Here is a 17227-nt window from a genome sequence, read left to right as displayed (position 1 = left end):
AATCGCCATCAATATGCAAATGCATACTTGGGAGGGTGGCCGATGATAGATGCAGCGCGTTCTTTCACACTGACTAATCTGGACGGGGTGGCACATGCCTTTGATGGCACAGGCCCTGCGTTGGTTTGTTTCGTGAAAGAGGATTGCGAGACCTGCAACATCGCGGGCCCTGTGATCGAGGGAATGTTCAAGGCCTATGGCAGCGGCATCGACATGGTTGTGCTGGGGCAGTCCGGTGACAATAACGCGGTGTTCGCCCGGCGTCATGGCCTGACCATGCCCGTGCTGGCGGATGCTGGATGCAAGGCGTCGTTTGATTGGGACATCGAAATCGTGCCCGCCGTGTTCTGGATTGATGAGGCTGGCAAGGTCGTCACCAAGTTCGAAGGCTTCGTGCGCGACGACTGGCAAGCGTTGTCCGATCAGATCGCGGCCGAAACAGGTCAACCCAATGCGCAGATCGACTGGGACAGTCTGCCGCCGTGGCGGCCCGGTTGCGGGTCCAAACACTTTGACCCCGAGATTTACGACAAGCTGCGCGCCGAAGCGGACGGCAGCGTCTTGCGCGCCCGCAAGGTCGAGGTTGCCAGCGGCGATGACGTGGCAGAGTTCATGTTCGATCAGGGCTTTTCGGACGGGTTGCCGCTGGTGCCACCGACGCCCGAACGGGTGATGCGGATGCTGGCCGGGACCCACCGCGACCCGCAAGAGGTGATCGCGACCGTGCCGCCCAACATGGGTGTCGCCACGGTTGAAAAGATCGCGATCAACGCGGTGATGGCGGGCTGCAAGCCTGAATATCTGCCCGTAGTCATCGCGGCAGTCGAAGCCGTTTGTACCGATGAATTCAACATTCACGGGGTGACGGCAACCACGATGGGGGCCGCGACGGTGATGGTCGTCAACGGCCCCGTGGTCGAGAAAATCGGGATGAATGCGGGCCTTGGCGCGATGGGGGCCGGCAACCGTGCCAACGCCACCATCGGGCGCGCGCTGCGTCTGGTGATCCGCAATGTGGGCGGTGCGACGACAGGGGGCGTTGAACGGTCGACGCTTGGCAATCCGATGAAATACACCATGTGCTTTGCCGAAAACGAAGCCGTGTCGCCGTGGGAGCCGCTGCATGTCGAGCGCGGTTTCAAGGCGGAAGATTCCGTCGTCACCGTCTTTGCCATGACAGGTGGCCCGGTGCATATCGTCGACCAGACCTCGCGCAAGCCGGACCAGATTGCCGGATCATTGGGGCAGGGGCTGGAAGGGGTGTTCATGCCCAAACTGCACAACCTGCCCGTCGACGCACTGCTGGTGGTGTGCCCTGAACATATCAACACGCTGACCGTTGAGGGTGATTATTCCAAGGACCGTCTGCGCGACCGCATTCAGGAAGTCACATCGCGCCCCCTGCGTGAAATGGTCCAGAATGATCATTCCGGCGCGGGGATCCCTGTTGCAGATGCCGAAAAGATGGGGCCGGAAAAACTGGCGCAGCTGGCCCCCAAATTCGCCGGCAAGGAATATATTCATATCGTTGTCGCAGGCGGCGAGGCCGGCAAGTTTTCGTCGGCCTTCCATGGCTGGGCCACGGGGGCGGTCGGGTCAATTTCCGTTTCCAGAAAGATCGATCTGGGCTAGCATTATATTTAGAGGAGGACATGAATGACCATAATTCTCGACCCGACGGATGAACGCGTCCCGGTCGTGCGTCAGATTACCGAACGAACCGGATCGGTGCAGGGTGTCGTAGGGCTGCTGAACATCAGCAAACCGCGCGGCAATATCCTGCTGGACGAACTGGACCGTTTGATAGCCGAAGGCGCGCCGGGCGTTGAAATCCGCCGCTATACCAAACCGACCTTCGCCAAGCCGTGCCCCGACGCATTGCGCCATCAAATTCGCGACGAATGCGATTTTATGATCGAGGCATTGGCGGACTGAGGATCATGTACCACGTGCAGTATGCACGATACAGTCTGGTTTGAAATCCAGGGGATCCCGTCCGTTTCCGTCGCCTCGAGCGCGTTTGGCCAAGCTGCGGAAACGCAGCGCAAAGCGTTAGGTATGGAGGGCGCAAGATACGTGTTGGTGCCGCATCCCATTCAGGATGCCACCGACGACGAAATGCGCATCAAAGCCCGCGAAGCCTATGACCAGATCATGGCAGCGCTAAGCGATAAATAACGAAAAAAGCGGCGCAGGGGAAACCTTGGGCCGCTTTATAATTCAGTGACCCAGCACGCTTTGGACAGGTCGTTGTCAAGCCACACCAGATCATCGACGCGGTCAAGCGACGGTGCGCGGCGCAACATCTGCGCAGGGATCGTCGTCGCGCGGGCCAGCGCCTTTTCCAGCGGTTCCTTGACCTGCTCGACCAGCACGCGGATCGCCTGTGGCATTGTCAGATCAGCGCCGGCGAGGGTGCCATCGGCAAGGGTAAGCCTGCCCTGGCGGCGCAGAATTTCGCGGCCGTTTAGTGTGAAGCTGGTGATGTCCGACCCCGCCGTGGCCATCGCATCGGTCACCATAAACACGTCGCTTGGGCCCATGTTGGCAGCGAGCGCGGTGCGGATCATCGCGGGATGAACATGCACAGCATCTGCAATCAAACCACTGGCCGCCCCGCCATGATCCAGCGCGGCACCGACCAGACCGGGCGCGCGGCCCTGGGCCTGGCTCATGGCGTTGAACAGATGGGTGGCGCAGCGTGCGCCAGCGTCAAAGGCGGCCATCGCGGTATCGTAATCGCAATCGCTGTGGCCAAGCGATACGATGATGCCCGCATCTGCCATCGCCCTGATCTGCGCGTTTGTCACGCTTTCGGGGGCGACCGTCATCATCAGGTTGGGAATGTGGTTGGCGGCATCCAACAGCCCGCGAAGATCACTGTCTTGCATCGGGCGGATCAGCGTACCGTCATGCGCGCCCTTGCGGGCAACGCTCAGATGCGGCCCCTCAAGGTGCAGGCCAGCGATGCCGGGTATTTTCTGATCCAGCGCGGTCGTAACGGCGCTGATCGCTGCGGCGGTCTGATCGGGGGTGTCGGTGATCAGTGTGGGCAGGATCGCCAATGTGCCCAACCCCCGATGCGCCGCTGCGATGGTGGCAAGGGTTTCGACAGTGGGGGCATCGTTGAACATCACACCGCCGCCGCCATTGACCTGCAAATCCACAAATCCGGGTGACAGGGTGCCGCCGTCCAGCGCGTTTATCTCGCAGTCGGAGGGCAGGTCTTGCGGTTTGACGATGCGGGTTTCGCCATTTGAAAGCGCCTGCAATGCGTGAGCGTCCCACATGGCGGTGCCATCAAAAATCCGCGCCCCGACATAGGCCGTCACGGCGCGGGTCATTCGACCGCAGCGGTCATCGCCAGGGCAAAGGCACCATCGACGGCGCGCCCCTTTGCCGAGACCAGATTGGCGGTCATATGTTCGGGCAGATAGGGCGCGTAATGTGGCCCGACCCCGCCCGACAGGCACAGGATGTCATTGGTCTGATACTCAAGCGCGCCGATCGCGTTTTTCAGATAATCCGCACCGCGCTGCATCAGCATCGTGCCAATGGCATCGCCCGCCGCCGCCGTTTCCACAACGTCCGGTGCAAGGGTGCCGAAATCGCCGGGGCGCGCCTTGAGGCTGAACTGCACGATCCCCGCCGCCCCGCCGAGCTTTTCCAGCATCCGGTCAGACAGGGCGCTTGGCGGGACGATCCCATCGACCACCAGCAACGTCTGTTCTAGCGCGCCATGCCCCAGCCATGCGCCCGACGCCTGATCCGACACCTGATAACACCAACCGCCGATGCAGGTCTGAACGGCGCTGCGTTGCCGTGCAATGATCGTGCCGGTTCCAAGCGCCACGACATATCCGTCATCCGCGCCGATGGCCCCGACAATGGTGGTTGTCGTGTCTTCGGTGACAATGCTTTTGGCAAAGGGCAGCGCATCTGTGACCCGCTTGCCAATTTCCGGCCCTGTGAACCCGGCCAGCCCCAGATGGGCGACAGCATGGTTCATCTGTTCCAGATCCTGACCGGCATCTTTTACGGCAGCGCGGGTCGCTTCCAGAATATGGGCGATTGCTTCGTCGAAATTGGTACTGACGTTGGCGCGGCCGCCTTTGGCCTCTGCCAGAATGCCATCTTGGGCGGTGCCAACCACAACGCGACAGCCGGTCCCGCCGCCGTCGACGCCAATAAGAATAGGGGGGTATTGATCCATCATAGGGCTTGTCTAAGATACCTGTTTTGTCGGGGAAAGGATATTTTCCCTGTTGGAGTAAAAGCGTTCGCGCAAATCCATTTACAAATTGCCCGCCTCAATGCTAAGTTAGCGCTAACATTAGTCGAGCAATCACAATTGTGGTAGCCTGAACTGATCACAAGGGGATTATTATGCTGAACGAAACCGTCGCGCGCGTCACCAACCGCATCATCGAAAGAAGCGCCGCTGGCCGTCAGGCATATCTGGGCCGGATGCGCGGTGCCGCCGAAGCAGGGCCAGCACGGGCGCATTTGTCGTGCAGCGGGCAGGCACATGCCTATGCGGGCGCGGGGCCGGATCAAAACGCGTTGGCAACGCAATCCGCCGGCAATATCGGTATCATCACCACCTATAACGACATGCTGTCGGCGCATCAGCCGTTTGAACGGTTTCCCGAAATCATCCGCGATGCCGCCCGCGCGGCAGGGGGCACGGCACAGGTTGCAGGCGGGGTTCCTGCGATGTGCGACGGCGTCACCCAAGGCACGCCGGGGATGGAACTGAGCCTGTTTTCGCGCGATATCATCGCAATGGCAGCGGGTGTCGGGCTTAGCCACAACACGTTTGATTCCGCGGTTTTCCTTGGGGTGTGCGACAAGATTGTGCCGGGGCTGGTGATTGCCGCACAGGCGTTTGGCCATTTGCCTGCGGTGTTTTTGCCAGCGGGGCCGATGACCTCGGGCATCTCGAACGATGAAAAGGCCGTTGTGCGCCAGAAATTCGCATCAGGCGAAGCAACCCGCGAAGAGCTGATGGCGTCGGAAATGGCGGCCTATCATGGTCCGGGAACCTGCACGTTTTACGGCACCGCCAACACCAACCAGATGTTGATGGAATTCATGGGCCTGCACCTGCCCGGCGCATCCTTTGTGAACCCAAACACACCGCTGCGCGATGCGCTGACTGTTGCGGGCGCACAGCGCGCTCTAGCGATCAGCCACTTGGGCGACAGCTATACGCCGGTCTGCGATGTGCTGGATGAAAAGGCCTATGTAAACGGCATCGTCGGCTTGCACGCGACGGGCGGATCGACGAACCTGCTGATCCATCTGGTTGCGATGGCGCGTGCCGGTGGCATCATTCTGGACTGGCAGGATTTCTCGGATCTGGCCGAGGTGACGCCATTGCTGGCGCGGGTCTATCCAAACGGTCTGGCGGATGTGAACCATTTCCATGCCGCAGGCGGTTTGGGGTATATGATCGGTCAATTGCTGAGCGGCGGTTTGCTGCATGAGGATGTGAAAACCATCGCCGGTGACGGGCTTGCCCGCTATACCGGCGACCCCAAGCTGAAAGACGGCGCGGTTGAATGGGTCGATGGCCCGACCGAGACCTTGAACGACAAGATCCTGCGTCCGGTGGGTGACCCTTTCCAGCCGACAGGCGGGCTCAAGCGGTTGTCAGGATCATTGGGCAACGCCGTGACCAAAGTTTCAGCGGTCAAGCCCGAGCACCATATTGTCGAAGCACCGGCACGGGTGTTTCACGATCAGGAATCAGTGAAAGAAGCCTATAAGAAAGGTGAATTCACCAGCGATGTCGTTGTTGTTGTCCGGTTTCAGGGGCCAAAAGCCAACGGGATGCCCGAATTGCACAGCCTGACGCCGGTACTGGCGAACCTGCAAGCCAAGGGGCTGAAGGTCGCGTTGGTGACAGATGGCCGGATGTCCGGTGCATCGGGCAAGGTTCTCAGCGCGATCCATGTCTGCCCCGAAGCGCTGGATGGTGGCCCGATTGCCCGCATTCAGGATGGTGACATTATCCGTGTGGATGCCCGTGATGGTGTGCTTGAGGTCATAACCCCCGGTGCGCTTGACCGCCCCGTCACGACCGCTGACCTGTCGGGGAATGAATACGGTCAGGGGCGCGAACTGTTCGCGAATTTCCGCAGGACTGTCGGGGCTGCCGATACCGGTGCCAGCAGTATTTGAATTGAATAAAGGACGATTTCCATGACCCCACAACAAGCAAGCGCCGCCGCCTATGACATCTGCAAACTGGCCCCCATCGTGCCGGTTCTGGTTGTTCATGACGTGGCCCATGCCCGCCCGCTGGCCGAGGCGCTGGTCGCCGGTGGCCTGCCTGCGCTTGAGGTAACCTTGCGCACCGATTGTGCGTTGGACGTGATCGCGCAAATGGCCAAAGTCGAGGGCGGCGTTGTAGGCGCAGGCACATTGCTGACGCCGGATGATGTCAAACGTGCGGTGGATGCAGGCGCGAAATTCGGCGTCTCGCCCGGGGCGACCGACAAATTGCTGCAAGCCGCCGAAGACCTTGGCCTGCCGATGTTGCCCGGTGCCGCTACCGCATCTGAGGCGATGCGCCTGCTGGAACGCGGCTATGACATGCTCAAGTTTTTTCCGGCCGAAGCTTCGGGGGGCGCACCTGCGTTGAAATCCCTGGCGTCACCGCTGCCGCAGATCCGGTTCTGCCCGACAGGCGGCGTCAGCCCTGCCAATGCCGAAAGCTATCTGTCTTTGCCCAATGTGGTTTGCGCCGGTGGCAGCTGGGTCGCCCCCGATGCGCTGGTGCGCCAAGGCGACTGGGCCGCAATCACCGAACTGGCCCGCGCGGCAAGCAAGCTGGGGCGCTAAAGCGACGCGGCAGCGCGGCTGGCCTGATCATATTGGCCTGAAATAGCACGCAAACGGGCGGCGATCTCGCGTAGGTCGTCGCCTTTCATATCTGTGCGGTCCAGATTGTCGATCAGGCAGGTGTTGCGCACGGCGCGGTAAGCCTCAATCAGTTCGGCACCTTTGGGTGACGTTCTGTAAAATACTTCCTTGCCCCGTTTATCGGCCTCAAGCAGCCCTGATTTCAGCAGCTTGCGCAGCGCATAGTTCACCGTATGGGTATCTTCGATGTTCAGCATAAAACAGATATCGGTAAGCCGTTTTTCACGGCCCCGGTGATTGGTGTTGTGCAGCACCAGAATTTCCAGAGGCGTCAGATCGGAATTGCCCGCCGCCGTCATGCAGCGCGACATCCAGCGGCTAAAGGCGTTATAGGCAATGATCATCCCGTATTCGAGCTCGGATGCCTCCCAGCCTTCGCCCTCGGCCAGGTGGCGTGATGATACAATCCGGCGGGAAGGCTGTGATTTCGGTTCTGACATAAGGCATCCACGGCTGATTATTGTTGTCGTTACGTTAGCGATTTGTGTGCGTCATGCAACGTTTCGAACATTCGGCGGTCCAAAAATGGTCGTATTTGCCGCATAGGTCTGAGCGGGTTGCCGCCGCGCAATTCCGAATCTGATCCTCCCCCTCGGCCATGGCGTCTAATTGGGGCTAATCCTGGAGAGACACCCATGCTCAAGGTCCTTACCGCCGCCGCGGTTTTGCTGTTTTCGCTCCCTCAGGCAACGGCAGCGGAGGCGCGCGCATATCTTGGCTATGGCCGGTTGATCACCAACGACTTTCTGGGCGATCTTCAAGACCGTGAACGCACCGGTTCCGTGACCTCTTCGCGGGTTTGGGGGCCGGAATGGACCGGCACGCTGCCCCGGCAATTTGGCAAACTGATCGAATTGCGTTTGGGGATCGAGGTGCTGGCACCCGATAATCTGACCACCCCTGCCGCCGGGTCGCGCCCTTGGGCCGGGGCCTTGTCTGTCGGGATGCACAGCCATTTCCAGCACAAAGGCACAGAATTTGCAGTGGGCGCGTCGCTTTTTGTGACCGGGCCGCAGACGCGTCTGGGGATGTTGCAGCGCGAATTTCACGACTTGATCGGGGATACCCCCCCGACGGCGCTGACATTGAACAACCAGATCGGCAACGGGTTTCACCCCACGGTGCTGATCGAGGCGGGGCGCAGCGTCGGGTTGGGCGAAAACCGGACTTTCCGCCCCTTTATCCAAGGGCAGGCAGGCATTGAAACAATGATGCGCGCCGGGTTTGATTTGACGTTCGGATCGGTCGGAACGGATGCCCTTTTGGTGCGCGACGGCACGTCGGGCCACCGCTACCGCGTGATCCAGAACACCCGCAATACCGGTTTCAGCTTTGTTGCCGGTGCCGATATTGCCTATGTCCGCGAAAGTACGTTTTTGCCCGAAAGCCGTGGATATACCCTGACCGATCACCGCGACCGCGTGCGTCTTGGCATGCATTGGCAAGGCAAGGATGCGTCGGCGTTTTACGGGGTTACGTGGCTGGGCAAGGAATATGAAACCCAACCGGACGATCAGATCGTAGGATCGTTGCGTATCAATTTATCGTTCTGAAGGCGCTACATCTAGCGGGCTTATGCCCTTGCTGCCCTACATGGGGGATATCCGGCGGTACCTGGGGAAAAATTAAGACTTTTTGCAACGCGTTGAATTGACTGAAAGAAATGGCCTTTGCAGATGCGCGGCTTTTTGCTACTCTAAAACTAATAAAAAAACGACGAGGCAGCAGAACAGTGGTGAAAACGGGCTTTCGGGGCACGTTTGTCATAAGCTGGTCGCAAACAGAAATAGATGGGCTAGACGCCGCGCCGGTGCGATCTCTTGAGGTAGGGGCGGCATGGGCATGGCGGGGCGACGTGGTACGCGTCGACGGCCCTTCTGACGTATTGCGACTGGATCAGGCAGATGGAGCAGAAGAACTTCGCAAACGGGCGTCACGTATGGTGCATCGGCTTGTCGGGACGGCTTTGGAAAAAGAAGTCGCGGTGCCGCGCAAGAACTATGGCGACGACCAATTCGCAAACTTGATGGATAACAGTTTCGTCGTCACGGACGGCGGCAAAAGCTATACCGTGACGTTGATCGAAGTCGGCGGCGGTAGCCAGCCGTTGTTGATGTTCCACGACGAAATTCCGCCACGCAACAGCGACCTTTGGATTGTGCACCACACATTGGGCACCACGTCACTGGATAAGGTCGCGCAGCAAAACGGCGGCGTGATCTGCTTTACGCCCGGCACATTGATCCGCACAGACAACGGCCTGAACCGGATAGAGGATTTGTGCGAGGGCGATCTGGTTCAAACCAAAGACAACGGCATGCAGCCTGTCCGCTGGATCGGCAAACGCCGGATGAGCGGTGCACGCCTGTTTGCGATGCCACATTTGCGCCCCGTCAGATTCCACGCAAATTCGCTGGGTCTGGCAAGGCCGGACCGGGATTTGCTGGTGTCGCCAAGCCACCGCATGTTGATCAAGGGTGATGTCGCACAAAGCCTGTTCAACACCAACGAGGTTTTGGTCACGGCGCGCGATCTGATCAACGGCTCAAGTGTGACGGTCGATGCACATGCGCGCGAGGTGACGTATATCCATGTGTTGTTGGATAGCCATCAAATCATGTGGGCGAATGGTGTCGAAACCGAAAGCTTCCACCCGGCATCTGCCGCGCTGGAAAGTCTGGATGCCAGCGACCGCGCCCGTTTGATCAAGAACTATCCAAGCCTCAGCTTTGATCCGCATACCTATGGCAGCTATGCGCGCCGGAATCTCTCGGTGTCCGAGGCCGCGATCCTTAAACACGCCGCATAATCAGGTCGGGCCGCGCAATCAGCGGCCCGAACCCCTTTAGCCGCCGGCGCGGCTGTCGACCAACGCCTTGATAATCGCCTTGGCACTGTCACTTGACCAATCCGCATCGCCCCGCAGCCGCGCAATTTCGCGCCCCTCAGGGTCCATGATCACGGTGATCGGCAGGCCAAAGATACCCATCTGGCTGGCAACCGCCTGTTTGGGGTCTTGGTGGCGGGGCAGGCTGTCAACGCCCGCTTCCTCAAAGAACCGTTTGATCCCTTCGGGCGAATTGCGGCCCGTAGCGAGTGTCAGCACTTCGAAATCATCGCCGCCGAATTCTTTTTGCAAGGCGTTCAGCTGTGGCATTTCCTTGCGGCAGGGCGCGCACCAGGTCGCCCAGAAATTGACCAGCACATATTTGCCGCGCCAATCCTCAAGCGTGGCCGTGCCCGCGCCATCAGCCAGATCAAACGCAGCCGTAGACGTTGCCACAGGCGCGTCATGCGCCACCAGTTTTTTCATGTCACCGTCACGCAGCGCCGTGATATCGGCAGTTTGCGCAAAGCTGGGGTTTGCACCGACCGCTAGGGCCGTATAAACGAGCGCGAGCATTATCTTTTTCATTTTCCCTCCGAGGGGTTGCCTGATGACCGATACGACTTCGAACAAAATGTGGGGTGGCCGTTTCGCCGCCGGACCAGACGCGATCATGGAGGCGATCAACGCCTCGATCTCGTTTGACCAGCGCATGGCCGCCCAGGACATTGCCGGGTCGCGCGCCCATGCGGCCATGTTGGCTGCACAAGACATCATCAGTGATAGCGATGCTGACGCCATTCGGAAAGGCCTGCTCACGGTCTTGTCAGAGATCGAAGGCGGCACCTTTGCCTATTCGACCGCGCTGGAAGACATCCACATGAACGTCGAGGCGCGCCTGAAAGAGGTCATCGGCGAACCTGCGGGCCGCCTGCACACAGGCCGGTCGCGCAACGATCAGGTGGCGACAGATTTCAAGCTGTGGGTGCGCGATCAATTCGACGCCGCCGAAAGTGGTTTGCTGGCTTTGATCCAGGCATTGTTGGGCCAGGCAGAGGCCGGGGCCGATTGGGTCATGCCCGGTTTCACCCATTTGCAGACCGCACAGCCGGTCACGTGGGGCCATCACATGATGGCCTATGTAGAGATGTTTGGCCGCGATCTGGGCCGGATGCGCGATGCGCGGGTGCGGATGAATGAATCGCCCCTGGGTGCTGCTGCGCTGGCCGGCACGTCCTTTCCCATCGACCGCGACATGACGGCGCAGGCGTTGGGCTTTGACCGTCCGTCGGCCAATTCGCTGGATGCGGTCAGCGACCGCGACTTCGCCCTCGAATTCCTCGGGGCGGCGTCCATCTGTGCGATGCACCTGAGCCGTTTCGCGGAAGAACTGGTGATCTGGTCGTCGGCGCAATTCCGTTTCGTGACCCTGTCGGACCGGTTTTCGACCGGGTCCAGCATCATGCCGCAGAAGAAAAACCCTGACGCGGCAGAACTGATCCGCGCCAAGATCGGTCGCATCATGGGGGCCAACGTGGCGTTGATGATGGTGATGAAGGGCCTGCCGCTGGCCTATTCCAAGGACATGCAGGAAGATAAAGAACAGGTATTCGACGCCGCCGACAACCTGATGCTGGCGTTGGCCGCGATGGAAGGCATGGTTAAAGACATGTCCGCCAACCGCGACAGCCTTGCTGCGGCGGCGGGGTCGGGTTTCTCGACCGCGACCGATCTGGCCGACTGGCTGGTGCGGGTGCTGGGTCTGCCTTTCCGCGATGCGCATCACATCACCGGATCGCTGGTGGCGCTGGCTGAAAAGAACGGCTGTGACCTGCCTGATCTGACGCTGGACCAGATGAAAACCGCCCATGACGGGATTACCGCAGACGTATTCGACGTGCTGGGTGTGGAAAATTCCGTCAATTCGCGTATGTCTTACGGGGGTACCGCGCCCGCGCAGGTGCGTGCGCAGGTTGCCCGCTGGAAAGGAATTCTTGGATGAAACGCGCATTTGCCATCATTGCCCTTCTCGGCTTGGCCGCATGCGGCGCAGATGGTGAACCGACCCCGCCGCACGTGAACACCGCTGTGACCCTGTCAACTTCGGGCGTGTCGCTTGGGTCCTCCGTGTCGGTGGGCCGCGGGCCGTTCCGGTTGGGGCTTGGGCTGTCGTCATGATGCGGTTGGCATGTATCCTCGTTATGTGTGCTGCGGTTGGGGCCTGTACCAAACCGTCGCCAAAAGAGGCGGATGACGCGCAGAATGCACGCCAGCAACCGACACCGACAGCGTCAGGCCTGACTGTTTCAGGCTACGCCACAGTCGGCGTGATCAAGAGTTTCTGAGATGTCGATGCTGCGGATGATCTATCTGGCGCTGGCGATCTGGGGCGCGATCCATCCGATGTATTATTTTGTCACGTGGTTTCGGGCCAATGGCGTTGATATCATGGGCATGGTTGACGCGTGGCATGCGAATGCCGCTGCCAGCGGGTTGGTCTGGGATTTGACCATTGCGGCCGTCACCTTGACCGTGTGGATCATCGCCGAAGTCGCTGTGCGGCGAAATTGGCAGGCGCTGATTGCCATTCCCGCAACCTTTGGTATTGGGGTAAGCTGTGGCCTGCCATTGTACCTTTTCCTGCGGTCGGCCCCTGTAAAATAGCGCCGGAGCCTCCGGCGGGGATATTTGGGAGCCAGAGAAGATGGATCATTTCCTGTATCGCGACGGTGCGCTGTTCGCTGAGGATGTCGCAATTGCCGAGATCGCGGCTGCGGTGGGAACACCGTTTTACGTCTATTCGACGGCGACGCTTTTGCGGCATTTCAAAGCATTCGATGATGCGTTGGAAGGGATGGAGCATCTGGTGTGTTATGCCATGAAGGCCAATTCCAATCAGGCGGTATTGCGGACGTTGGCACAGGCGGGCGCGGGCATGGATGTGGTGTCAGCCGGTGAATATCTGCGCGCCAAGGCGGCGGGTGTTCCGGGCGACAAGATCGTGTTTTCCGGCGTAGGCAAAACCGCTGCCGAGATCCGCTTGGCGCTTGAGGGTGGCATTCGCCAATTTAACGTTGAATCCGAGCCGGAGATGGAAGTGCTGGATGCTGTGGCGCGGTCGCTGGGCAAGGTCGCCCCGATCACCATTCGCGTGAACCCTGATGTCGATGCCAAGACCCATGCCAAGATTGCCACTGGCAAATCCGAGAATAAATTCGGCATTCCCATTGCGCGCGCCCGCGAGGTCTATGCGATGGCCGCTGGTATGGCCGGTTTGCAGGTCATCGGCATTGATGTGCATATCGGCAGCCAGTTGACTGATCTGGCCCCGTTCGAGCAGGCCTATGAGAAGGTGGCAGAACTGACCGAAGTCTTGCGGGCCGACGGCCATACGATCCAGCGGCTTGATCTGGGCGGCGGTCTGGGTATCCCGTACGAGCGCAGCAACGAAGCGCCGCCCTTGCCCAGTGACTATGGTGCGATGGTGCGGCGCAAGCTGGGCCATCTGGGCTGCGAGATCGAGATTGAACCGGGCCGTCTGATTGCAGGCAATGCCGGGTTGATGGTGAGCGAAGTCATCTATGTGAAGTCCGGCGAGGGGCGCGATTTCCTGATCCTTGACGGCGCGATGAATGATCTGATCCGCCCTGCGATGTACGAGGCGCATCATGATATCGTCCCTGTGGTTGAACCGGCCGCAGGGGCGGAGCAGCAGCCCTATGACATTGTTGGCCCGGTTTGCGAATCCGGTGATACTTTTGCCAAGCAGCGCATGATGCCCAAGCTGGCTGCCGGTGATCTGGTCGCGTTCAGAAGTGCTGGCGCATATGGTGCCGTGATGAGCAGCGAATACAATTCGCGCGCCCTTATTCCCGAGGTATTGGTCAAGGATGATCAATTTGCGGTTATTCGCCCACGCCCGACCTTTGACGAAATGATAAATCGCGATACCATCCCTGAATGGCTTTGACCGCGCGCCGCGTGTCAGCCATGCGGGAGAACGGTAGCGATGACCCTTTTCACAACCGATGATCAGCGCCGCGGGCTTGCGGAAATTCGCTGGCCCCTGAGGCTGACCTGGGCCGGAATGTGGGCGGAGAGCCTTGTTCAGGCGCTGTGGCCGTTGCTGAGCGTTGTTTTGGTGGTGCTTGCGGCCTTGATGCTGGGGTTTCACGAAACTTTCCCGGTTGAGGGTGTGTATGGTGCTGCCGCTGCGGTTGGCATCGCTGTTCTTGGGGCCGTGGTCTATGCCGTGCAGGTTTTCCGCCTGCCCCACCGCACCGAGGCATTGGCGCGGCTGGATGCGAGTTTGCCGGGCCGGCCCATTCAGGCGCTGATGGATGATCAGGTGATTGGCGCTGGCGATGCCGCGTCGATGGCTGTGTGGCAAGCCCATCAAAAGCGCATGGCAGATCGTGCCGCGACGGCGCGGGCGATCCCTGCGGATCTGCGGGTCAGCCGCCGCGACCCCTATGCCTTGCGCTATGTCGCTGTGCTGTTTTTCGGGGTGCGCTGGTATTCGGGTCTGTTTGGCGTGTGGGGTCCGTTGCGGGGATGGTGCCGGGGGGCGGCGATCTGGCGAATGGTCCGGTCTGGGAAGGCTGGGCAGAGCCGCCGCGCTATACTGGACGGCCCACGTTATATCTGGCCGATCTTGAGGAAGGGCCGCTGAGCCTGCCAAGCGGCACGTTGATCACCTTGCGGCTTTATGGCGAGGTGGGTGCTTTGCAAGTGGCCGAGACCGTGTCGGGGCGGGCCGCACCCGCCGATGCCGAACCGGCCTTGGTGTTGGATTTCAAGGTCAATCAAAGCGGAGAGATCAGCATTGACGGGCCCGGGGGGCGCAATTGGCGTGTGACCATGCTGCCCGATGCGGCCCCTCGGGTTGAAATCACCGGTGAACCGAAGGTCGCGGCCTTGGGCGAAATGCGTCTGCCCTTTGCCGCCAGCGACGATTACGGCGTCGAGGCCGGAGAGGCGCGGATATCGCTTGATCTGGCGTCGGTTGACCGGGGCTATGGTCTGGCGATTGAACCGGATGCGCGGCCCGAACTGATCATTCCGCTGCCCATGCCGATCTCGGGCAACCGGACCAATTTCGAAGAAAACCTGATCGACGATTTTTCCAAGCACCCCTGGGCGAACCTGCCCGTCAAAATCAGCCTGAGCGTTCTAGACGCGTCAGAGCAGCAATTTGCCACTGAACCCAGCGATATGATCCTGCCGGGGCGGCGGTTTTTCGATCCGCTTGCGGCGGCCGTGATCGAACAGCGGCGCGATCTGTTGTGGGCCAAAGCGAATGCATCGCGTTTGGTACCGCTGTTGAAAGCGGTGTCTTACCGCCCCCAGGATGTGTTCCGCTCCGATACCTCGGCCTTGCGGTTGCGCCGCCAGATTGAACGGCTGGAAATCCGTGCCAAATACGGGCTGACGGATGAGCTACAGGCCGAAATTGCGGATGATCTGTGGGATCTGGCGATCGAGCTGGAAGAAGGGGTGCTGGCAGATGCGTTGGAGCGGATGCGGCGCGCGCAGGAGCGCCTGACCGAAGCCATGAAAAACGGTGCCTCCAAAGAAGAGATCGCCGAGCTGATGGACGAATTGCGCCGCGCAACCGAGGATTACCTGCAGCAATTGCAGCGTCAGCAGGCCCAAGAGGGGCAAGACGGCGAGCAGCAGCAGGGTCAGCAGGGCGAAACGATGCAGATGACCCAAGACGATTTGCAACGCATGATGGACCGTATCCAGGAGCTGATGGAGCAAGGGCGCATGGCCGAGGCCGAGCAAGCGTTGCGCGAGCTGCAAGAGATGATGGAAAACATGCGCGTGACCGAAGGCCAGCCCGGTCAGGGCGGCAAAAGCCCCGGACAAGAGGCCATGGAAGGTCTGGCCGATACCTTGCGTGAACAACAAGAGCTGAGCGATCAGGCGTTTCGTGATCTTCAGGAGCAGTTCAATCAGGGCGGCCAGCCAAACCAGCCCGGGGAGGCCCCCGGCCAGCAGCAAGGGCAGGGCCAGCAGCAGGGCCAAGAACCGGGCGAGGGGCAACAACAAGGGCAGGGTCAGCAACCCGGCCAGAATGACGGGCAATCCCAGCAGGGTCAGGATCAGGGCTCAATCGCCCAACGCCAGCAAGCCTTGCGCGACGAGTTGAGCCGCCAGGAAGGCCGCTTGCCAGGTGGTGGGTCGCCCGAAGGTAAGGCCGCGCGTGACGCATTGGATCGTGCGGGTCGTGCGATGGACGGGGCAGAGGAAGCCTTGCGCCAGAACGATCTGGCAGATGCCATCGACAACCAGGCCCAGGCGATGGAGGCCCTGCGTGAGGGCATGCGTGCGCTTGGCGATGCGATGGCGCAAGAACAGCAGCAAGAGGCTGGTCAGGGGACAGCCGAAGGCACCCAAAAGGGCGACAACCGTGATCCCTTGGGGCGCAACCAATCCTCTAACGGGGGCGAAAGCACCGAAGGTGATCTGGCGCTGGACAATGATGCCTATGGCCGCGCGCGCGAATTGCTGGATGAAATCCGCCGCCGTTCAGGAGAGGCTGAGCGCCCCGAGGTGGAGCGCGATTACCTGAATAGGCTTCTGGATCGTTTCTAGGTTGAGATAGCCGCCAATCGGGCAGCCGCTAGCTGCCGGATTGGCTCGCCTTTGTGTCAAGCCACTGCAACATGTTTTGCAATCCGCTATCAAGCGAGACGCGTGCCTGATTGATCGTGGCAACATAGCTGGACAGAAAAGGCTCAAGCTGCGGAACAGCAGCCGATAGTTGCGGCGCAAAAACATAGGCAAGCAACATCAGCAGCGCCAAGACCACAATGATTGTGAACCCGCGCTTAAATCCACCCTCGCGTTTTGCCGCCGGGGTAACGGTTGAATCTTCGAGATCGGGGTCCGCCGAGCGGCGTTCGTTACCGGTGCGCAGGGTCGAATTGATTTCTTCGATATCGGGCAACAGATCGCGCCGCGATGCCAGTGCGGCAGCACTTGCCCCGGCAGGTACCGCTTCGTGTTCTGTTTCCTCGCCACGCATACGCGCCGTGCGGGCTTTGGCAAGGCGGGCCCGCTGGTCGGGGGTGGGCTCATCCGCACTGTCATCCAGACCCAGATCGGGCTGGCTTTCCAATACCTCGGCCTGCTTGGTGCGGCGGGCCAGCTTTTCAGCTTCGGCTTCCTGACGCAGAATATCGGCGACCGACGGATCAAGCTGTTTGCGTTCGGGCGCGGGTTTGGCGTGCGAAGCCGGGGGCGGGGTTGCCGTTTCCTCGTCCGGGGTCGGAGTGTTGTCACCCAACCCTTCGGGGTCTTCGGCAGGCATGTAATCGGGGTGGTGTTGAAACCATGTTTGCCCGCAGTTGGAGCATTGCACGTCACGCCCGGCTGTTGGCATCACGCTATCGGGCACTTCATATTGTGCATCACAATTGGGACAGATCAGTCTCATCTTTCTTCCGTACCCATTGAAAACTC

The 17227-nt window shown here is 60.2% G+C and carries 16 protein-coding genes and 1 pseudogene; 12 read left to right on the top strand and 5 right to left on the bottom strand.

Annotation, left to right across the window (positions count from 1 at the left end):
* Nucleotides 1-42: 42 nt before the first annotated feature.
* Both ACSQ13_RS14200 and ACSQ13_RS14195 read left to right on the top strand, forming a co-directional pair.
* Nucleotides 43-1632, top strand: coding sequence for a TlpA family protein disulfide reductase (locus tag ACSQ13_RS14200; RefSeq protein WP_295510850.1), 1590 nt, complete (start codon nucleotides 43-45; stop codon nucleotides 1630-1632).
* Nucleotides 1633-1656: 24 nt separating this feature from the next.
* The gene (locus tag ACSQ13_RS14195; protein ID WP_295510849.1) at nucleotides 1657-2178 is read left to right on the top strand and encodes a UGSC family (seleno)protein; all 522 of its coding nucleotides are present in this window, start codon (nucleotides 1657-1659) and stop codon (nucleotides 2176-2178) included.
* A 35-nt stretch (nucleotides 2179-2213) separates the two neighbouring features.
* Here the strand turns inward: ACSQ13_RS14195 and nagA are convergent, their stop codons facing one another.
* Both nagA and ACSQ13_RS14185 read right to left on the bottom strand, forming a co-directional pair.
* On the bottom strand, nucleotides 2214-3344 hold the full coding sequence (gene nagA / locus ACSQ13_RS14190) for an N-acetylglucosamine-6-phosphate deacetylase (RefSeq protein ID WP_295510846.1): 1131 nt from the start codon (nucleotides 3342-3344) through the stop codon (nucleotides 2214-2216).
* Nucleotides 3341-4216 (bottom strand): BadF/BadG/BcrA/BcrD ATPase family protein, encoded by an 876-nt coding sequence (locus tag ACSQ13_RS14185; protein WP_295510844.1) that lies wholly within the window; start codon nucleotides 4214-4216, stop codon nucleotides 3341-3343. Before ACSQ13_RS14185 ends, nagA begins: the two co-directional genes overlap by 4 nt.
* Before the next feature lie 170 nt (nucleotides 4217-4386).
* Between ACSQ13_RS14185 and edd the strand changes: the two genes are divergently transcribed.
* On the top strand, nucleotides 4387-6186 hold the full coding sequence (edd, locus tag ACSQ13_RS14180; protein WP_295510842.1) for a phosphogluconate dehydratase: 1800 nt from the start codon (nucleotides 4387-4389) through the stop codon (nucleotides 6184-6186).
* Nucleotides 6187-6207: 21 nt separating this feature from the next.
* Nucleotides 6208-6849: a bifunctional 4-hydroxy-2-oxoglutarate aldolase/2-dehydro-3-deoxy-phosphogluconate aldolase gene (locus ACSQ13_RS14175; protein WP_176248060.1), complete on the top strand. Its 642-nt coding sequence runs from the start codon at nucleotides 6208-6210 to the stop codon at nucleotides 6847-6849.
* Here the strand turns inward: ACSQ13_RS14175 and ACSQ13_RS14170 are convergent.
* A complete protein-coding gene (locus ACSQ13_RS14170; protein ID WP_176248061.1) occupies nucleotides 6846-7370 on the bottom strand; it encodes a winged helix DNA-binding protein in 525 nt (174 codons plus the stop codon). The two genes, ACSQ13_RS14175 and ACSQ13_RS14170, sit on opposite strands and share 4 nt — an antisense overlap.
* Before the next feature lie 195 nt (nucleotides 7371-7565).
* Here ACSQ13_RS14170 and ACSQ13_RS14165 point away from each other — a divergent pair, with 195 nt between their 5' ends.
* Nucleotides 7566-8483 carry a lipid A-modifier LpxR family protein gene (locus ACSQ13_RS14165; protein ID WP_295510838.1) on the top strand — a complete coding sequence of 306 codons (918 nt, stop codon included), beginning with the start codon at nucleotides 7566-7568 and terminating at the stop codon, nucleotides 8481-8483.
* Between the two features lie 182 nt (nucleotides 8484-8665).
* The gene (locus tag ACSQ13_RS14160) at nucleotides 8666-9739 is read left to right on the top strand and encodes a Hint domain-containing protein (RefSeq protein WP_255200049.1); all 1074 of its coding nucleotides are present in this window, start codon (nucleotides 8666-8668) and stop codon (nucleotides 9737-9739) included.
* Nucleotides 9740-9775: 36 nt separating this feature from the next.
* Here ACSQ13_RS14160 and ACSQ13_RS14155 read toward each other — a convergent pair whose 3' ends face one another.
* Complete coding sequence (locus tag ACSQ13_RS14155; RefSeq protein ID WP_295510835.1) at nucleotides 9776-10345, bottom strand: TlpA disulfide reductase family protein; 570 nt, start codon at nucleotides 10343-10345, stop codon at nucleotides 9776-9778.
* A 22-nt stretch (nucleotides 10346-10367) separates the two neighbouring features.
* Between ACSQ13_RS14155 and argH the strand changes: the two genes are divergently transcribed.
* From argH to ACSQ13_RS14125, 6 genes and pseudogenes are all read left to right on the top strand, one after another.
* The gene (gene argH, locus ACSQ13_RS14150; protein ID WP_295510832.1) at nucleotides 10368-11759 is read left to right on the top strand and encodes an argininosuccinate lyase; all 1392 of its coding nucleotides are present in this window, start codon (nucleotides 10368-10370) and stop codon (nucleotides 11757-11759) included.
* Nucleotides 11756-11935 carry a hypothetical protein gene (locus ACSQ13_RS14145; RefSeq protein WP_295510829.1) on the top strand — a complete coding sequence of 60 codons (180 nt, stop codon included), beginning with the start codon at nucleotides 11756-11758 and terminating at the stop codon, nucleotides 11933-11935. The genes argH and ACSQ13_RS14145 overlap by 4 nt, the downstream gene beginning before the upstream one ends.
* A complete protein-coding gene (locus ACSQ13_RS14140; protein WP_176248067.1) occupies nucleotides 11932-12102 on the top strand; it encodes a hypothetical protein in 171 nt (56 codons plus the stop codon). The genes ACSQ13_RS14145 and ACSQ13_RS14140 overlap by 4 nt, the downstream gene beginning before the upstream one ends.
* Nucleotide 12103: 1 nt before the next feature.
* Complete coding sequence (locus ACSQ13_RS14135) at nucleotides 12104-12421, top strand: DUF2834 domain-containing protein (protein WP_176248068.1); 318 nt, start codon at nucleotides 12104-12106, stop codon at nucleotides 12419-12421.
* A gap of 40 nt (nucleotides 12422-12461) precedes the next feature.
* Entirely contained in the window at nucleotides 12462-13727 is a 1266-nt protein-coding gene (lysA, locus tag ACSQ13_RS14130) for a diaminopimelate decarboxylase (RefSeq protein ID WP_295510826.1), read from the top strand.
* Between the two features lie 39 nt (nucleotides 13728-13766).
* A pseudogene (locus ACSQ13_RS14125) lies at nucleotides 13767-16357 on the top strand (TIGR02302 family protein).
* A gap of 28 nt (nucleotides 16358-16385) precedes the next feature.
* On the opposite strand, the gene ACSQ13_RS14120 reads toward ACSQ13_RS14125, so the two are convergent.
* Nucleotides 16386-17201: a zinc-ribbon domain-containing protein gene (locus ACSQ13_RS14120; protein WP_176248071.1), complete on the bottom strand. Its 816-nt coding sequence runs from the start codon at nucleotides 17199-17201 to the stop codon at nucleotides 16386-16388.
* Nucleotides 17202-17227: the final 26 nt, after the last annotated feature.

This window comes from Sulfitobacter sp. SH22 (assembly GCF_965641905.1).
Lineage (GTDB): Bacteria > Pseudomonadota > Alphaproteobacteria > Rhodobacterales > Rhodobacteraceae > Sulfitobacter.
Note: the sequence above shows the minus strand (reverse complement) of the source record. Positions and strands in the feature narration are given on the sequence as shown.

Coding starts and splice junctions, on each gene's coding strand:
- ACSQ13_RS14200 (WP_295510850.1), top strand. CDS start 43: ATGATAGATGCAGCGCGTTCTTTCACACTGACTAATCTGGACGGGGTG.
- nagA (WP_295510846.1), bottom strand. CDS start 3,344: ATGACCCGCGCCGTGACGGCCTATGTCGGGGCGCGGATTTTTGATGGC.
- ACSQ13_RS14185 (WP_295510844.1), bottom strand. CDS start 4,216: ATGATGGATCAATACCCCCCTATTCTTATTGGCGTCGACGGCGGCGGG.
- edd (WP_295510842.1), top strand. CDS start 4,387: ATGCTGAACGAAACCGTCGCGCGCGTCACCAACCGCATCATCGAAAGA.
- ACSQ13_RS14175 (WP_176248060.1), top strand. CDS start 6,208: ATGACCCCACAACAAGCAAGCGCCGCCGCCTATGACATCTGCAAACTG.
- ACSQ13_RS14170 (WP_176248061.1), bottom strand. CDS start 7,370: ATGTCAGAACCGAAATCACAGCCTTCCCGCCGGATTGTATCATCACGC.
- ACSQ13_RS14165 (WP_295510838.1), top strand. CDS start 7,566: ATGCTCAAGGTCCTTACCGCCGCCGCGGTTTTGCTGTTTTCGCTCCCT.
- ACSQ13_RS14155 (WP_295510835.1), bottom strand. CDS start 10,345: ATGAAAAAGATAATGCTCGCGCTCGTTTATACGGCCCTAGCGGTCGGT.
- argH (WP_295510832.1), top strand. CDS start 10,368: ATGACCGATACGACTTCGAACAAAATGTGGGGTGGCCGTTTCGCCGCC.
- ACSQ13_RS14145 (WP_295510829.1), top strand. CDS start 11,756: ATGAAACGCGCATTTGCCATCATTGCCCTTCTCGGCTTGGCCGCATGC.
- ACSQ13_RS14140 (WP_176248067.1), top strand. CDS start 11,932: ATGATGCGGTTGGCATGTATCCTCGTTATGTGTGCTGCGGTTGGGGCC.
- ACSQ13_RS14135 (WP_176248068.1), top strand. CDS start 12,104: ATGTCGATGCTGCGGATGATCTATCTGGCGCTGGCGATCTGGGGCGCG.
- lysA (WP_295510826.1), top strand. CDS start 12,462: ATGGATCATTTCCTGTATCGCGACGGTGCGCTGTTCGCTGAGGATGTC.
- ACSQ13_RS14120 (WP_176248071.1), bottom strand. CDS start 17,201: ATGAGACTGATCTGTCCCAATTGTGATGCACAATATGAAGTGCCCGAT.